The organism is Agrobacterium genomosp. 2 str. CFBP 5494 (genome assembly GCF_900013495.1).
Taxonomy (GTDB): Bacteria; Pseudomonadota; Alphaproteobacteria; order Rhizobiales; family Rhizobiaceae; genus Agrobacterium; species Agrobacterium pusense.
Map to the genome: position 1 here is coordinate 1,225,575 of NZ_LT009719.1, position 15,583 is coordinate 1,241,157.

The 15,583-nt window shown below is 60.5% G+C and carries 12 protein-coding genes; 10 read left to right on the forward strand and 2 right to left on the reverse strand.

The window, feature by feature from the left end:
- Nucleotides 1-21: 21 nt before the first annotated feature.
- Nucleotides 22-636: a TetR/AcrR family transcriptional regulator gene (locus AGR2A_RS20485; RefSeq protein ID WP_072493325.1), complete on the reverse strand. Its 615-nt coding sequence runs from the start codon at nt 634-636 to the stop codon at nt 22-24.
- 298 nt (nt 637-934) lie between these two features.
- Between AGR2A_RS20485 and AGR2A_RS20490 the strand changes: the two genes are divergently transcribed.
- The 4 genes from AGR2A_RS20490 to AGR2A_RS20510 all read left to right on the forward strand — a co-directional run bounded on the left by AGR2A_RS20490 (nt 935) and on the right by AGR2A_RS20510 (nt 7,069).
- Nucleotides 935-2,011 carry an efflux RND transporter periplasmic adaptor subunit gene (locus tag AGR2A_RS20490; protein WP_072493444.1) on the forward strand — a complete coding sequence of 359 codons (1,077 nt, stop codon included), beginning with the start codon at nt 935-937 and terminating at the stop codon, nt 2,009-2,011.
- Nucleotides 2,011-3,096 (forward strand): efflux RND transporter periplasmic adaptor subunit, encoded by a 1,086-nt coding sequence (locus AGR2A_RS20495; protein WP_037092034.1) that lies wholly within the window; start codon nt 2,011-2,013, stop codon nt 3,094-3,096. The genes AGR2A_RS20490 and AGR2A_RS20495 overlap by 1 nt, the downstream gene beginning before the upstream one ends.
- Nucleotides 3,093-6,164 carry an efflux RND transporter permease subunit gene (locus AGR2A_RS20500; protein ID WP_034497346.1) on the forward strand — a complete coding sequence of 1,024 codons (3,072 nt, stop codon included), beginning with the start codon at nt 3,093-3,095 and terminating at the stop codon, nt 6,162-6,164. Before AGR2A_RS20495 ends, AGR2A_RS20500 begins: the two co-directional genes overlap by 4 nt.
- Before the next feature lie 188 nt (nt 6,165-6,352).
- Nucleotides 6,353-7,069 carry a FadR/GntR family transcriptional regulator gene (locus AGR2A_RS20510; RefSeq protein WP_072493324.1) on the forward strand — a complete coding sequence of 239 codons (717 nt, stop codon included), beginning with the start codon at nt 6,353-6,355 and terminating at the stop codon, nt 7,067-7,069.
- On the opposite strand, the gene AGR2A_RS20515 is transcribed toward AGR2A_RS20510, so the two are convergent.
- Entirely contained in the window at nt 7,038-8,465 is a 1,428-nt protein-coding gene (locus tag AGR2A_RS20515) for an aspartate ammonia-lyase (RefSeq protein ID WP_234797334.1), read from the reverse strand. The genes AGR2A_RS20510 and AGR2A_RS20515 overlap by 32 nt on opposite strands.
- 270 nt (nt 8,466-8,735) lie before the next feature.
- On the opposite strand from AGR2A_RS20515, the gene AGR2A_RS20520 reads away from it, so the two are divergent.
- The 6 genes from AGR2A_RS20520 (at nt 8,736) to kdpB (ending at nt 15,579) form a co-directional block, all read left to right on the forward strand.
- Entirely contained in the window at nt 8,736-10,187 is a 1,452-nt protein-coding gene (locus tag AGR2A_RS20520) for an amino acid permease (protein ID WP_004445858.1), read from the forward strand.
- Nucleotides 10,184-11,131 (forward strand): asparaginase, encoded by a 948-nt coding sequence (locus AGR2A_RS20525; RefSeq protein WP_072493322.1) that lies wholly within the window; start codon nt 10,184-10,186, stop codon nt 11,129-11,131. Before AGR2A_RS20520 ends, AGR2A_RS20525 begins: the two co-directional genes overlap by 4 nt.
- Nucleotides 11,132-11,450: 319 nt before the next feature.
- A complete protein-coding gene (kdpF, locus tag AGR2A_RS20530) occupies nt 11,451-11,540 on the forward strand; it encodes a K(+)-transporting ATPase subunit F (RefSeq protein WP_003506089.1) in 90 nt (29 codons plus the stop codon).
- Nucleotides 11,541-11,573: 33 nt separating this feature from the next.
- Nucleotides 11,574-13,277, forward strand: a complete 1,704-nt coding sequence (gene kdpA, locus AGR2A_RS20535) for a potassium-transporting ATPase subunit KdpA (RefSeq protein ID WP_072493321.1) — start codon at nt 11,574-11,576, stop codon at nt 13,275-13,277.
- 9 nt (nt 13,278-13,286) lie between these two features.
- Entirely contained in the window at nt 13,287-13,451 is a 165-nt protein-coding gene (locus tag AGR2A_RS29675) for a hypothetical protein (protein WP_167378233.1), read from the forward strand.
- A gap of 43 nt (nt 13,452-13,494) precedes the next feature.
- The gene (gene kdpB / locus AGR2A_RS20540; RefSeq protein WP_072493320.1) at nt 13,495-15,579 is read left to right on the forward strand and encodes a potassium-transporting ATPase subunit KdpB; all 2,085 of its coding nucleotides are present in this window, start codon (nt 13,495-13,497) and stop codon (nt 15,577-15,579) included.
- Nucleotides 15,580-15,583: the final 4 nt, after the last annotated feature.

A 15,583-nucleotide genomic window follows, 5' to 3' on the forward strand; every position in this document is an offset into this window, starting at 1 on the left:
CGGGCACGATGTTTTGGCTGCTCACGGGAGCAGGCCGTTCATGAGCACGTCGAGGTGAACCTTGATGACGGCCTCCTTTTCCAGACTGCGCCGGTCGTCGAAAATCAGCCTGAAAACCAATGTTCCGACCATTGGCGACATGACGACATGCGCAAGTTCGGGCGCGTTGGCCCTGAATCTCTTTTTCGCGACACCTTTGTCCAGGATAGCATTGATGCGGGCGAGCACCGGCGCCATCAGAATATCATGGTGGTGGTCTATCAGATCCGGAAACTTGGCTCCCTCGGCCACGACGAAACGAAAGAGTTCCCGCATACGCCGGTCATCCACCAGCGTTTCGAACAGGAATTCGAGAAGCAGGCGAAGCTCCTCGACCCGATCGTCGGAGGTGCGTTCGTAGGCTTCGAATGCCTCTTGGAACGGTCTGCCGACGTGCTCGATCATCGCGGCAAAAAGGGCTTCCTTGGTTTCGAAATAGACATAGACCGTGCCTTTCGTCACTCCCACCCGGTCGGCAATGTCTTCGACCCGCGTTGCCGTAAATCCCCTTTTGGTAAATTCCTCAAATGCGGCGTCGAGAATTTGCAGCGGACGTTGTATCTTCTGTTCTGCACGTGAGAGTTTCGTTTTCGCCATTACCCCGGATCCTTACATATTGTCGGCGCGTGCCCTTCTACCCGTCGTGATCGGCGGAAATAACAGGTGGTCTGCCTATCGCACCAGTGCAAAAACCGGAACCGATTTCTGCAGGTGGTTTGATGCTCCGTATGTCAACATATGCCGTTACTTGCCAGCGAATGCGTCGGGCAGTCTGCAATGATCCTTCTCTAGGGGAGGGATACCCCGAACAGCTTCCAGAGCGACGGCATAAGAATTTCATTGACTATACAGTCAGTCAAATATTATGGATGAGGGCGAAGATCAAGAGGTCAGCATGAGAACCATTCTTATCGCATGGGCGGTGGGCGGCGTTTTTGCCCTGTCATCCTGCAGCAATGAAGAGCCGCCGGCCGAAAAGCCGCTGCGAACTGTCGATGTGGTCAAGGCTGAGAAGCAGCCGATCGACCATGGCAGCATCATCACCGGCGAAGTGAGGGCGAGGGTTCAGACGGACCTGTCGTTTCGCGTCAGTGGCAAAATCACCGAAAGGTTGGTGGATGTGGGCGCGCGTGTGACGACAGGGCAACTGCTCGCCAGCATCGATCCGGAGGAGCAGAAGGCCGACATCGATGTTGCCCTTGCCAATCTGCAATCGGCCGAAGCACAACAGACGCAGGCACAATTGGCATTCGATCGCCAGCAAAGTCTTTTCCGGACGCAGGTCACCTCGCGCTCGGCCGTCGACAAGGCCCAGGAGACGCTGCTTACCACGCAGGGCGCGGTCAGATCGGCCCAGGCGCAGCTCGATACGGCGCGCGACGCGCTGTCGTATACGGAACTCAGGGCCGATGCGGATGGCGTGATCACGGCGCGAAATGTCGAAGTAGGCCAGGTGGCGCAGGCTGCCCAGCTCGTGTTCACGCTGGCGCATGACGGGCCGCGCGACGCCGTGTTTGATGTCTACGAATCTCTTTTCCTGGAGCGCGACATCGACAATCTCGTCAATGTCAGCCTCCTTTCGGATCCCGCCCGCGCCGTGGCGGCCCCCGTGCGGGAAATCTCTCCGACGATCGATCCGGACAATGGTACGATAAGGGTGAAGGTCGGTCTTAACGGCGATCTGACCATGCCGCTTGGTGCGCCGGTATCCGGCCATTTCCGCTTCAGGCAGGTGGATGCCATCGAGCTTCCATGGTCGGCAATGACGTCGCAAAAAGGCCGACCCGCCGTCTGGGTGGTGGATCCGCAATCCTCCGAAGTCTCCATGCGGCCGATCGAGGTTGCGGATTATGAGACCAGTCAATTCGTCGTCTCGGCGGGGCTGAACCCCGGCGATCTCGTGGTCACGGGCGGGACAAAATTCCTCCGGACCGGTGAAAAGGTCGCCTATCAAAAGGGGCAGGCACAATAATGTTCAGGATAAACAGAAGCTTGTTTTTGCTGCTGTCCGCGATGGCGCTCTCGTCCTGTCAGGAAAAGCAGGAGGCCGCCGCCGAGGCGCCGCGACCGGTGCTCTCGGTGGTGGTCGAGGAAAAGTCGGCGGATGCGCTGCAGCTCACCGGAACGGTGGAATCGCGCATTCAGACGGATCTCGGTTTTCGCGTCCTCGGGCGGATCATAGCGCGGAACGTCGATGTCGCCGATCTGGTCAAGAAGGGCGATGTGGTGGCCTCGATCGATCCGCTCGCGCTTGAACTGTCGGTGAAGAGCGCGCAGTCGGATCTTTCCAATGCCGAAGCGCAGCTCGCCAATGCCGTGACCACCGAACAGCGCCAGCGTGTGCTGGCGGAGGCGCGTAGCGGCACCGAGGCGGCGCTGGAGGAAGCCCAACAGGCGACGCGCACCGCCAACGCCTCCGTCGCCAAGGCCCGTGCAAACCTGGACAAGGCGGAAGAACAGCTGGGTTACGCGCAGCTCCATGCGGAATTCGACGGTGTTGTCACGGCCACATCGGGTGAAATCGGCCAGGTTGTTTCCGCCGGCCAGACGGTCGTCACCATCGCCCGCCCGGAAGTGCGCGATGTAGTGGTGGATGTTCCGCAATTTGCGGCGCAGCGTCTGGATATCGGCTCGACCTTCGAGATCGCCCTGCAGCTCGATCCAAAAATCCGAACCACCGGCGTGGTGCGGGAAATCGCCCCCGCAGCCGAAACGGCAACGCGCACACGACGGACCAAGATCAGTCTGCAGGATGCGCCGGCGGCATTCCGCCTCGGTTCCGTCGTCACGGCTTCCGTGCTTGCTGCTTCCGAACCGCGGATCATGCTGCCGGCATCGGCCCTGCTGAAAACGGAGGGCGGCTGGTCCGTCTGGATCGTTAATGCCGACACGGCGACCGTCACGGCGCGCCCGGTCACGATAGAGGGTGAACCTGCCGAAGGCGGCAGCGTGCGCATCACCGGCGGCGTCAAACCCGGCGAGCGCGTTGCCAGCGCCGGCGTTCACAAGCTTAAGGATGGACAGGCCATCAGGATCGATCAGGAGGTCCGTCAGTGAAGAAATTCAATCTTTCAGACTGGGCGCTCGAACACCGTTCGCTTGTCTGGTATTTCATGCTGGTTTTCGTTCTCGCCGGCGTTTTTTCCTATCTCAACCTCGGTCGCGAGGAAGACCCGAACTTCACCATCAAGACCATGGTGATCAGTGCCCAGTGGCCCGGCGCCTCGGCGGAGGAAGTGGCGCGGCAGGTGACCGACAGGATCGAGAAGAAGCTCGAGGAACTCGATAATCTCGATCATCTGCGCAGCCAGACGGTGGCGGGCCGCACGACGATCTTTGTGGAGCTGGTGCCGGAAACCAAGGCGCGCAATGTCGAGCCGACCTGGGTGCGGGTGCGCAACATGATCGGCGACATCAAGGGCGAGTTTCCATCCGGCGTGGTCGGCCCCTTCTTCAATGACCGTTTCGGCGACGTTTATGGCAATATCTACGCCTTCACCAGCGACGGTCTCAGCCAGCGGCAATTGCGTGACCTGGTGGAAGATGCCCGCGCCAAGGTCTTGACCGTCGACAATATCGGCAAGGTCGATGTCATCGGCGCACAGGACGAGACGATCTATCTGGAATTTTCCACGCGACAGATCGCGGCGCTCGGCATTGATCAGCAGTCCATCATCAAGACATTGCAATCGCAGAATGCCGTCACCCAGTCCGGCTTCGTCAATGCAGGACCTGAGCGCGTGGCGCTGCGCGTCAGCGGCCAGTTTACGTCTGAAGACAGTCTGCGGGCGATCAACCTGCGCGTCAACAACCGCTTTTTCCCGTTGACGGAAGTAGCGACGATCCGGCGCGGTTATGTCGATCCGCCGTCCTCGCTGTTCCGTTTCAACGGCCAGCCGGCCATCGGCCTCGCAATCGGCATGAAAACCGGCGCGAACCTGCTGCATTTCGGCGAGGCGCTGGATGCGCAGATGAAGCGCGTGGTGGCGGATCTGCCAGTTGGCGTCGATGTGCACCGGGTGTCCGATCAGCCTGCCGTCGTCGATGAGGCGGTGTCGGGCTTCACCTCGGCGCTGTTCGAAGCCATCGCCATCGTCCTTGTCATCAGCTTCATCAGCCTTGGCCTCAGGGCCGGCATGGTGGTGGCGGTTTCCATTCCGCTCGTGCTGGCGATAACCTTCGTCTACATGGAATACACAGGCATTTCGCTGCAACGCATTTCGCTCGGTGCTCTCATCATCGCACTCGGGCTTCTCGTGGATGATGCGATGATCGCCGTCGAAATGATGGTCGCGCGGCTTGAGGTCGGAGACGATCTCAGAAAAGCGGCGACCTATGTCTACACCTCCACTGCCTTCCCGATGCTGACCGGTACGCTGGTCACCGTTGCCGGCTTTATTCCTGTCGGCCTGAACAACAGCGCAGCGGGTGAGTTTACGTTCACACTCTTCGTGGTGATTGCAGTTTCGCTGATCGTGTCTTGGATCGTCGCGGTTTTGTTCACGCCCCTGCTCGGCGTGACGATTCTGCCGAAGACAATGAAATCTCACCACGAGAAGAAGGGCCGGTTCGCCTCGGCCTTTTCCTGGCTTCTCGGCCGGGCGCTGCGCTGGCGCTGGGTGACGATCATCCTCACCATAACCCTGTTCGGCCTGTCCGTGGGTGGCATGAGCCTCGTGCAGCAGCAGTTCTTCCCGTCCTCGGACCGTGTGGAGCTCATCGTTGACTGGAACCTGCCGCAGAACAGCTCGATTGCCGAAACCAACCGGCAGATGGCGCAGTTCGAGCAGGAAATGCTCGCCAAGAATCCGGATATTGACCACTGGACGACCTATGTCGGTGAAGGCGCGCCGCGCTTCATCCTCTCTTTCGACGTGCAGACTCCTGATGTCACCTTCGGCCAGACCGTCATCGTCACCAAGGGGCTGGACGTGCGGGACAAGGTGCGCGCCGAATTGCAGGAATATCTGGACCGTACATTCGTCGGCACTGACGCCTTCGTGAAACTGCTCGATATCGGCCCGCCGGTCGGTAAGCCGGTGCAATATCGCCTCAGCGGCCCGGATATCCAGAAGGTCCGTGAGCTCGGGCAGCAATTGTCGGGCATTGTCGGCGAACACCAGCTGTTGTCCAACATGGTCATGGACTGGAACGAACCGACACGTGTAGTGAAGGTGGATGTGCTGCAGGACAAGGCCCGCCAGCTCGGCGTCTCCTCGGAAGATATCGCCAACGCCATGAACAGCATTGTCGAGGGATCTACGGTCACCCAGGTCAGGGACGACATCTACCTCGTGAACGTGGTGGCGCGGGCGCAGTTGTCGGAGCGCGGGTCCATCGAAACCTTGCAGAATCTGCAATTGCCGGCGACCAACGGCAAGGCCGTGCCGCTTTCGGCCATTGCCAATTTCCGCTACGAGCTGGAGCAACCGACCATCTGGCGTCGCGACCGGATACCGACGGTCACCGTCAAGGCTGCCATCATCGGCCCGACGCAGCCCGCAACGATCGTGACGCAGCTGAAGCCGAAAATAGAGGCTTTCGAGAAAACGCTTCCTGTGGGTTACAAGGTGGAGACGGGCGGTTCGGTGGAATCCAGCGCGGATTCGCAAGCGCCGATCGTCGCCGTGGTGCCGCTGATGTTGTTTGCAATGGCGACGATCCTGATGGTTCAGCTGCAAAGCTTCAGCCGGTTGTTCCTGGTCTTCGCCGTGGCGCCCACGGCCCTGATCGGCGTGGTGGTGGCGCTGCTCTTCTCCAATGCGCCAATGGGCTTCGTCGCCATTCTCGGCGTGCTGGCGCTGATCGGCATCCTCATCCGCAACTCGGTCATCCTCGTCGTGCAGATCGAGCATCTGCGAAGCGAAGGTGTCTCGGCCTGGCGTGCCGTCATTGAGGCGACCGAACACCGCATGCGGCCGATCATGCTGACGGCGGCGGCGGCAACGCTTGCCCTCATCCCCATATCCCGGGAAATCTTCTGGGGGCCGATGGCCTATGCGATGATGGGCGGCATTGTGGTCGGCACGGCGCTTACCCTGCTTTTTCTGCCGGCGCTCTACGTTGCCTGGTTTCGTATTCCGCGCGAGGATGAGAAGCCGGGGGGCGCAGAAATCCAGGCGTGATATCGGATGCCGGGCGAGGTGGTGGCTGCACTGCCTCCTCGCTCCAATAAAAATATCCACCGTCGTTGTTCCCGCGTGCAGGATGATGTTAGGAAGGTCGGCTTAGCCGCGAGAGCGGCAGCCGTCCTTTTGTATTTGGGCGGTTGCGTCGATATCGCGGACATATTGAGAGTGCGGAGGATTTAAAAATGGGCGGTTTGTCGGATTGGCTCGCGGATGGACAGCCGATCAATCGCAAGAATGCCGCGGAAGCGGTGTTCGATGATATCCGCTCCGCCATCACGACAGGCCAGCTTGCGGTTGGTACCCGGCTCCCTTCGGAAGCACATCTCGCAACGCGTTACGGCGTCAGCCGGCCGATTATTCGCGAGGCCCTGCGGTCTCTCCAGACGCTCGGCCTGACGCAGACGCGCACAGGCAGCGGCACGTATGTGATGACCCCGACGCCGCCATCGGAACTGAATTACGGTGCCTATTCCGCACGCGACCTAATCGAGGCCCGCCCCTTCATCGAAGTGCCGGCTGCAGGGTGGGCCGCCTTGCGTCGCACGGACGCCCAACTGCAGGTTTTGCTCGATCTCTGTAATCGCATGGAAACCGAGGAAAGGCCGCATCCCTGGGTATTGCTGGACGGCCAGTTTCATTGCGCCATCGCGGAGGCCTCCGCCAACCGCCTCTTTGCCAAGGTGGTGGCGGACGCCCGCGAGGCCGTCGCCCAGCAATCAGAGATGGTGAACCTTATGGCCGGTCGCCGTGTCGCTTCCAATTTGGAGCATCGCCGGATCGTCGAGGCGATCCGGCGCGGTTCAGCGCCTGAGGCGCGTGAGGCAATGGAGCTTCACCTCGGGCAGGTGAAGCAGGTAGTGACGACGATCATTGGCGAAGATCGGCTTCGCCAGCCGTGACCTCTGGCAGATTGGCAAGGTGCCGTGGACTGAGCGCTTGCTGCAGTTCGGCCTCTGTCATGTAACCACGTTCAAGAACCACCTGCGGCACGGTACGCCCGCTGGCAAGCGCTTCCTTGGCGACTTCCGTCGCCGCATAATAACCGATCAGCGGGTTAAGCGCCATGGCGAGACCGATTGATTCTTCCACGCGCTGCGCCATGATGGCTGGATTGGCGACGATGCCGTCCACGCATCGCTCTGCCAGTGTGCGGCAGGCGGCGCTTAGCTGGCTGATGCTCTGGGAGAGCGCACGCACGATGATCGGCTCGAAGGCGTTCAACTGCAGCTGCCCGGCTTCGGCGGCCATGGTGATGGTGATGTCGTTGCCGATCACCGCATAGGCCACCTGGTTGACCACTTCGGGAATGACCGGATTGATCTTGCCCGGCATGATGCTGGAGCCCGCCTGAACGGAGGGAAGGGTAATTTCGCCAATCCCGGCGCGCGGGCCTGACGAGAGCAGGCGAAGGTCGTTGCAAGTCTTCGACAGCTTTACGGCGACGCGTTTCAGCACGCCGGAGAGGTGCACGAAGGCGCCGGGGTCCTGTGTGGCTTCGATAAGGTCTGCGGCCGTCACCAGCGGCCGGCCGGTCAGTTCCGCCAGATGCCGGCAGGCAAGCTCGGCATAACCGCGCGGTGCGTTGAGCCCGGTGCCGATGGCGGTGGCGCCCAGATTGATCTCATGCAGCAGAGCGGCGGATTCGATCAGACGCGCCTGGTCTTCGCCCAGCATCACCACGAACGTGCGGAACTCCTGGCCGAGCGTCATCGGTACCGCATCCTGCAATTGCGTGCGCCCGATCTTGATGAAGCCGGCAAATTCCTGCGCCTTGCAGTCGAAGGCGTCCTTCAGAACGCCCATCGAGGCGGCCAGGTCGTCAATCGCTTCGATCAGGCCCACATTCACCGCGGTCGGATAAGCATCGTTGGTCGACTGGCTGAGATTGACGTGATCGTTCGGGTGAAGCTGGGCATAATCGCCCTTTTCGTGCCCAAGCAGTTCCAGCGCGCGGTTGGCGATGACCTCATTGGCGTTCATGTTGGTGGATGTGCCGGCTCCGCCCTGGATTTCATCCACAACGAATTGCTCATGAAGAGCGCCGGCGCGGATTTCGCGGCAGGCTTCCGCAATCGCCTCCATCCGATCCCTGTCGAGCAGGCCAAGTTCGTGATTTGCACGTGCGGCCGCCTCTTTCACATAGGCCAAACCCCTTAACAGGTAAGGGTTATGGCCAATGGTCACCCCGGTGATCTTGAAGTTTTCCACCGCGCGCGCGGTGTGCACGCCCCAATAAACATTCGCCGGAATTTCCTTCGACCCGAGCAAATCATGCTCACTGCGCGTCACGCTCACTTCTTCCTCCACTGGCTTCAAGCGTTGCAAAATCTGTAAAGCTGTCTTACAGATTTAATGACCATATGCCTGCGGGGGAGGAAGGTCAATATTGGCGAACAGCTCTTGACGAAAGCCATTGTCTCGACTTATGACGGCAAAAATCTGTCATGCAGCTTTACAGCATGAGCGCATTCGCTGGCCATATTTCCAGCCTTGGGGACGACGCCAGTTCCACTTTGATTTCCGGCTAATTGCCGACTACAAGCGTTTTATCGGGAGGATAAATCCATGCATTCTGGAAAAACGGCACCCGCCGAACGTGAGGTCTTCGCCGAAGAGGATCTCGGTTACCATAAAGCCCTTAAGCCGCGCCAGATTCAGATGATTGCCATCGGCGGCGCCATCGGCACGGGTCTCTTTCTGGGTGCCGGCGGGCGTCTCGCACAGGCCGGTCCGGCTCTGGTTTTCGTTTATGCACTCTGCGGCTTCTTCGCGTTTCTCGTGCTGCGTGCGCTCGGCGAGTTGATCATGCATCGCCCCAGCTCCGGTTCTTTCGTGTCCTATGCCCGCGAGTTCTACGGTGAGAAGATGGCCTTTGCGGCCGGCTGGATGTATTGGCTCAACTGGGCCATGACCTCGGTGGCCGATGTCACCGCCGTTGCGCTTTATATGAATTTCTTCAAGCAATACGTACCGTGGCTTGCGGGCATCGATCAGTGGGTATTCGCGATGACGGCGCTGGTGGTCGTGCTGGCGATGAACATGCTGTCGGTGAAGGTCTTCGGCGAACTGGAGTTCTGGTTCAGCCTGATCAAGGTGCTGGCGCTCGCGATCTTCCTCGTCGTCGGCGTTTATTTCGTCATTTTCGGTACGCCCATCGAAGGCCACGTTACCGGCTTCAGCCTCATTACTGACAATGGCGGCTTCTTCCCGAATGGCATTCTTCCAGCCTTCGTCATCATCCAGGGCGTGGTATTCGCCTATGCCTCGATCGAGTTGATCGGTACGGCAGCAGGCGAAACCGAGGACCCGCGCAAGGTTATGCCGCGCGCCATCCGCGCCGTCGTCCTGCGTCTCGTCGTGTTTTACGTCGGCTCGGTGCTGTTGTTCACGCTGCTCTTACCCTACACGGCCTACAAGGCCGGTGAGAGCCCTTTCGTTACCTTCTTCGGCTCCATCGGCGTGCAGGGTGCCGATGTCATTATGAACCTTGTTGTTCTGACCGCCGTCCTGTCCTCGCTCAATGCCGGGCTCTATTCCACCGGCCGCATCCTTCACTCCATGGCTGTCTCCGGCTCGGCCCCGGCAGCGCTGGCGAAGATGAACAAGAATGGCGTGCCTTATGGTGGCATCGCGGTCACTGCCGTCGTTACCGTGTTCGGCGTCGCACTCAACGCCGTTGTCCCCGCCGCCGCGTTCGAAATCGCCCTCAACCTGTCAGCGCTTGGCATCATCTGCGCCTGGGCCGTCATCGTGCTCTGCCAGCTCAAACTCTGGCAGCTTTCGCAGCGCGGTGAACTGGTGCGTCCGGATTTCCGCATGTTCGGCGCGCCCTATACCGGCATCCTCACGCTCGTTTTTCTGTTCGGCGTGCTGGTGCTGATGGCCTTCGACTATCCCGTCGGCTCCTGGACCATCGCTTCGCTGCTGATTATCATCCCGGCGCTCGTCATCGGCTGGTATCTGCTGCGTGACCGCATCTATCGCCTCGCGGCTGAACGCGCGGGAGCATCGCATTGAGCGGGCAGGGCGCGATACCTCTGGTGGCGGTCATCGCCACCGGCGGCACCATCGCCAGTCGGCGCGGTGCCGATGGTGCCAGCACGCCCAGCCTTTCCGGTGAAGATCTGCTTGCGCTGGTACCGGAAATCAGCGCCCGGCTGAAGCCGGTGGACCTCATGGCGAAGGATTCGTCCAGCCTGACGCTTGCCGACATGCAGACCATCAGCGATGCCGTTCGTATCGAACTCGACGATCCCGAAGTGGCGGGTATCGTGGTTCTGCACGGAACCGATGCAATGGAGGAATCCTCGCTACTCGTGCATTTGCAGCACGCCATCACGAAGCCGGTGGTCTTCACCGGCGCACAGTTTACGGCAGACCATAAGGACGCAGACGGACCGGCAAATCTGGCTCGAGCCATAGAAACAGCGCTCGATCAGGCGAATGCTGCTAAGGGTGTGCTTCTCTCCTTCGGCGGTCGCTGTCTCTCGGCCTGGGGGCTCTACAAGCTGAGCGCGGACGAGGCAGACGCATTCCGCTCGACCCGGCCACTGGCTGCCGCCCGAACACCGTTGCTTGCCGCCCCGGTGGCCGATCAGCGCGTCGATATCGTTGCCATTCATCCTGGCTGTGATGCCACCCATATCGATGCAAGCCTTCAGGCGGGCGCGAAAGGCATCGTTCTTGCCGGACTTGGTTCCGGGAATGCCAATCCGCGTATCGCCGAAGCCGTGAAGCGCTGCGCCGAACGCGGCCTTCCGGTCGTCGTCTCCAGCCGCGTGCCGGAAGGGCGGCTCGTGGCGAGTTACGGCGGCGGCGGCGGTGGACATGATCTCGTCGCAGCGGGCGCCGTGCATTCAGCCACACTTCGTCCGGGTCAGGCGCGCATTTTGCTGGCCGCGCTGCTGGCGGAGAAAAGTCCGGCGGAAACCATCGTTTCCGCTTTCGGTGACAACAGCTGACTTGATTGGCGGAAGCGATGTCCGGTCAGCGGGCATCGAAATTCCTATAGGATTCCTATTTTATTGCCCCTGTGGCCGTCTCGAACCTTTATGCGGTTCGGGTGCATTCTTCTGTGCGGGAAGGGATGGTGTTTCTTCCCAGCCAGAAAGAATGAAAAGCGACGTCCCACATGACGGCGCTTTTCTTCCTGTCCGGCTCCTCGATTAAAAAGGAGTCCCATCAATGATGGATATTGTTCTGATCGGCGCAGCCACGGTGTTCTTCGCCCTCTGCTTTGCCTACACGCGCGCCTGCGACCGGCTTTAGACGGAGGCTGCGATGACGTTTGATTATATCCTGAGCGGCGCCGTCACGGTCTTTATCGCTGCCTATCTCACCTATGCTCTCATTCGCCCCGAACGTTTCTGATCGGGAAGCGGCGGCTGTTGAAAGTTTGATACCATGACCCTCAATGGATGGTTCCAGGTCCTGCTTTTCTGCGGGATCATTTTTGCGCTGGTGAAGCCGCTTGGCTTCTATATGGCGCGTGTCTTCAATGGCGAGCGCACGCTGCTGTCGCCGGTTCTTGTGCCGGTCGAGCGCGGACTTTACGCCCTTGCCGGGACAAGTGACCGGGAGGAGCAGCACTGGACGACCTATGCGGTCTCGATGCTTCTCTTCAATCTTCTCGGTTTCGCCCTGCTCTATGCCCTGATGCGCTTTCAGGCCGTGCTACCCTATAATCCGCAGGGAATGGCGGCCGTCGGACCAGAATTGTCCTTCAATACGGCCGTCAGCTTCGTCACCAACACCAACTGGCAGAATTATGGCGGCGAAAGCACGCTTTCCTATCTGACCCAGATGGCCGGTCTCACCGTGCAGAACTTCGTTTCCGCCGCAACCGGCATGGCAATCGCCATCGGCCTGATCCGCGCATTCTCGCGCGCTTCCGGCAAGGCGATCGGCAACTTCTGGGTGGATATGGTCCGCTCCACGCTCTACGTGCTATTACCCCTCTGCATCGTGCTGACGCTCGTCTACGTCTGGCTCGGCGTGCCGCAGACGCTCGGCGCCTATGTGAACGTGCAGACGCTGGAAGGCGCGCAGCAGACGATTGCCGTCGGCCCCGTCGCATCGCAGCTCGCGATCAAGATGCTGGGCACCAATGGCGGCGGCTTCTTCAACGCCAATTCGGCGCATCCCTTCGAAAACCCCGATGCCATTTCCAACATGATCCAGATGGTATCGATCTTCGCCATCGGCGCAGCTTTCACCAATGTCTTCGGTCGCATGGTCGGCAACCAGCGCCAGGGCTGGGCTATCCTTGCGGCCATGGGCGTGCTGTTCATCGCCGGCGTTGCCGTCACCTACTGGGCGGAAGCAGCCGGAAACCCGCTGATGCACAGCTTCGGTCTTGCAGGCGGTAATATGGAAGGCAAGGAAGTCCGTTTCGGATTGGCGCTCTCGTCGCTCTTCGCGGTCATCACAACGGCTGCGTCCTGCGGCGCGGTCAATGCCATGCACGGCAGCTTCACGGCCTTGGGTGGTCTCATCCCGCTCATCAACATGCAGCTGGGCGAGGTGATCGTCGGCGGGGTCGGCGCGGGCTTTTACGGCATTCTGCTCTTCATCGTCATCGCCATCTTCGTGGCAGGGCTGATGGTCGGGCGCACGCCGGAATATCTCGGCAAGAAGATCGAGGCCAAGGAAATGAAGATGGCGGTTCTGGCCATTCTCTGCCTCCCGCTCGCCATGCTGGTCTTCACCGCCACGGCCACCATCCTGCCCTCGGCTGTGGCATCGATTGGGACGGCGGGCCCGCACGGCTTTTCCGAAATCCTCTATGCCTACACCTCGGCGGCCGCCAATAACGGTTCGGCCTTCGGCGGCCTGACCGGGAACACGACCTGGTACAACATCACGCTTGGTCTCGGCATGTTGATGGGCCGCTTTCTGGTCATCATTCCCGCACTCGCCATTGCGGGTTCGCTGGTCACCAAGAAGACCGTTCCGGCCTCTGCGGGCACCTTCCCGACGGATGGCCCGCTTTTCGTTGGCCTGCTGGTCGGCACGATCCTGATCGTCGGCGGCCTTACCTTCCTGCCTGCGCTGGCGCTCGGCCCGGTTGCCGAACATCTTGTCATGGCGGCAGGTCAGCTTTTTTGAGGTGATGTCATGAACGAAGGCAAATCCGCACATCGCCGCATCGTTCCCGCCCGCAACGGCGCTCCCGTCAGAGGCGGCGCCACGCCCGGCGGCTGGTGCGCCTCCAATCTCATTCTCGCGATGATGGCGGCTCTGTTCGCCGCCGTTGTCGCTCTCGAAGTTATCACGGGCTGATCGACCCTCATCGGTCGCCCTGTTCAAACGCTGGAGCCTCTTCATGAGCCAGTCCAAACAAGTGAGCATCCTAGATTCTCGCATTCTCGTGCCGGCCATCGCCGCCGCATTCAAAAAGCTCAACCCGCGCACTCTTGCGCGCAATCCGGTCATGTTCGTTGTCGCGACGGTGTCAGTGCTGACCACGGTGCTGTTCATCCGTGATCTCATCACGGGCGGCGCCAATCTGGGGTTCTCCTTCCAGATCAATCTCTGGCTTTGGTTCACCGTGCTGTTCGCCAATTTCGCCGAAGCCGTCGCCGAAGGGCGCGGCAAGGCGCAGGCGGATTCGCTGCGCCGGACCCGCACAGAAACCCAGGCGAAACTGCTCACCGGCGATGACCGTAGCCAATACAGTATGGTGGCGGGCACCAGCCTGAAGGTGAACGATGTCGTTCTTGTAGAGGCAGGCGATATCATCCCTTCCGATGGTGAGGTCATCGAAGGTGTTGCTTCGGTAAACGAGGCGGCGATAACAGGCGAATCCGCCCCGGTTATCCGCGAATCCGGTGGCGACCGCTCTGCCGTCACCGGCGGCACGCAGGTGCTGTCGGACTGGATAAGGGTCCGCATCACCGCTGCTGCCGGCTCCACCTTCCTCGACCGGATGATTTCCCTGGTCGAAGGTGCTGAACGCCAGAAAACGCCGAACGAGATTGCGCTCAACATTCTTCTCGCAGGCATGACGCTGATCTTCGTTCTGGCCACCGCGACCATACCGAGTTTCGCGGCCTATGCTGGCGGTTCGATCCCGATCATCGTGCTGGTGGCGCTGTTCGTCACGCTTATCCCCACCACCATCGGCGCGCTTCTGTCGGCCATCGGCATCGCCGGCATGGACAGGCTGGTGCGTTTCAACGTGCTTGCCATGTCCGGCCGCGCCGTCGAGGCTGCTGGCGACGTGGACACGCTGTTGCTCGACAAGACCGGCACGATCACGCTCGGGAACCGGCAGGCGACCGAGTTCCGCCCCGTCCCCGGCGTTTCCGAGCAGGAACTGGCCGATGCGGCCCAGCTTGCGTCCCTTGCTGACGAAACACCTGAAGGTCGCTCCATTGTGGTTCTGGCGAAGGAGAAATATGGCATTCGCGCCCGTGACATGCAGAAGCTGCATGCCAATTTCGTCCCCTTCACCGCCCAAACCCGCATGAGCGGTGTCGATTTCGACGGCTCCTCCATTCGCAAGGGGGCGGTCGACGCCGTTCTTTCCTATGTTGACGGCGGCACTTCGCAACAGGGCAATGTGGGGCTTGCCGTCAAAACCGAAACGGATGCCATGCGCGGCATAAGGACAATTGCCGAAGAAATTGCCAAGACCGGGGGCACGCCGCTCGCCGTTGTTCGGGATGGCAAGCTTCTCGGCGTCGTGCAGCTGAAGGATATCGTCAAGGGCGGCATTCGCGAGCGTTTTGCGGAGCTTCGCCGCATGGGCATCCGCACTGTCATGATCACTGGCGACAATCCGATGACCGCCGCCGCAATTGCTGCGGAAGCGGGTGTCGATGATTTCCTCGCCCAGGCGACACCGGAAAACAAGCTGGAGCTTATCCGCGAGGAGCAGGCGAAGGGCAAGCTCGTCGCCATGTGCGGTGACGGCACCAATGATGCTCCCGCGCTGGCGCAGGCCGATGTCGGCGTTGCCATGAACACCGGTACCGTGGCCGCCCGCGAGGCGGGCAACATGGTCGATCTCGACAGCGATCCGACCAAGCTCATCGAGATCGTCGAAATCGGCAAGCAGTTGCTGATGACGCGCGGTGCACTGACCACCTTCTCGATTGCCAACGACATCGCCAAATATTTTGCCATCATTCCGGCAATGTTCCTGGCGCTCTATCCGCAGCTTGGCGTCCTGAATGTCATGGGACTTTCGACGCCGCAGAGCGCCATCCTCTCGGCCATCATATTCAACGCGCTTATCATCATCGCGCTGATCCCGCTCTCGCTGAAGGGCGTCAAATATCGCCCGATCGGTGCAGGTGCGCTGCTATCGCGCAATCTGGTCATCTATGGCTTCGGCGGCATCATCGTTCCCTTTATCGGCATCAAGGCCATCGACCTCGCCATCACGGCGCTCGGTCTCGCCTGAGGAG

Bases quoted from the DNA above. Each gene is read 5' to 3' on its own strand.
- AGR2A_RS20520 (WP_004445858.1), top strand. From the start codon at position 8,736: ATGCATTCTGGAAAAACGGCACCCGCCGAACGTGAGGTCTTCGCCGAA.
- kdpA (WP_072493321.1), top strand. From the start codon at position 11,574: ATGACCCTCAATGGATGGTTCCAGGTCCTGCTTTTCTGCGGGATCATT.
- kdpB (WP_072493320.1), top strand. From the start codon at position 13,495: ATGAGCCAGTCCAAACAAGTGAGCATCCTAGATTCTCGCATTCTCGTG.
- AGR2A_RS20510 (WP_072493324.1), top strand. From the start codon at position 6,353: ATGGGCGGTTTGTCGGATTGGCTCGCGGATGGACAGCCGATCAATCGC.
- AGR2A_RS20490 (WP_072493444.1), top strand. From the start codon at position 935: ATGAGAACCATTCTTATCGCATGGGCGGTGGGCGGCGTTTTTGCCCTG.
- AGR2A_RS20495 (WP_037092034.1), top strand. From the start codon at position 2,011: ATGTTCAGGATAAACAGAAGCTTGTTTTTGCTGCTGTCCGCGATGGCG.
- AGR2A_RS29675 (WP_167378233.1), top strand. From the start codon at position 13,287: ATGAACGAAGGCAAATCCGCACATCGCCGCATCGTTCCCGCCCGCAAC.
- AGR2A_RS20485 (WP_072493325.1), bottom strand. From the start codon at position 636: ATGGCGAAAACGAAACTCTCACGTGCAGAACAGAAGATACAACGTCCG.
- kdpF (WP_003506089.1), top strand. From the start codon at position 11,451: ATGACGTTTGATTATATCCTGAGCGGCGCCGTCACGGTCTTTATCGCT.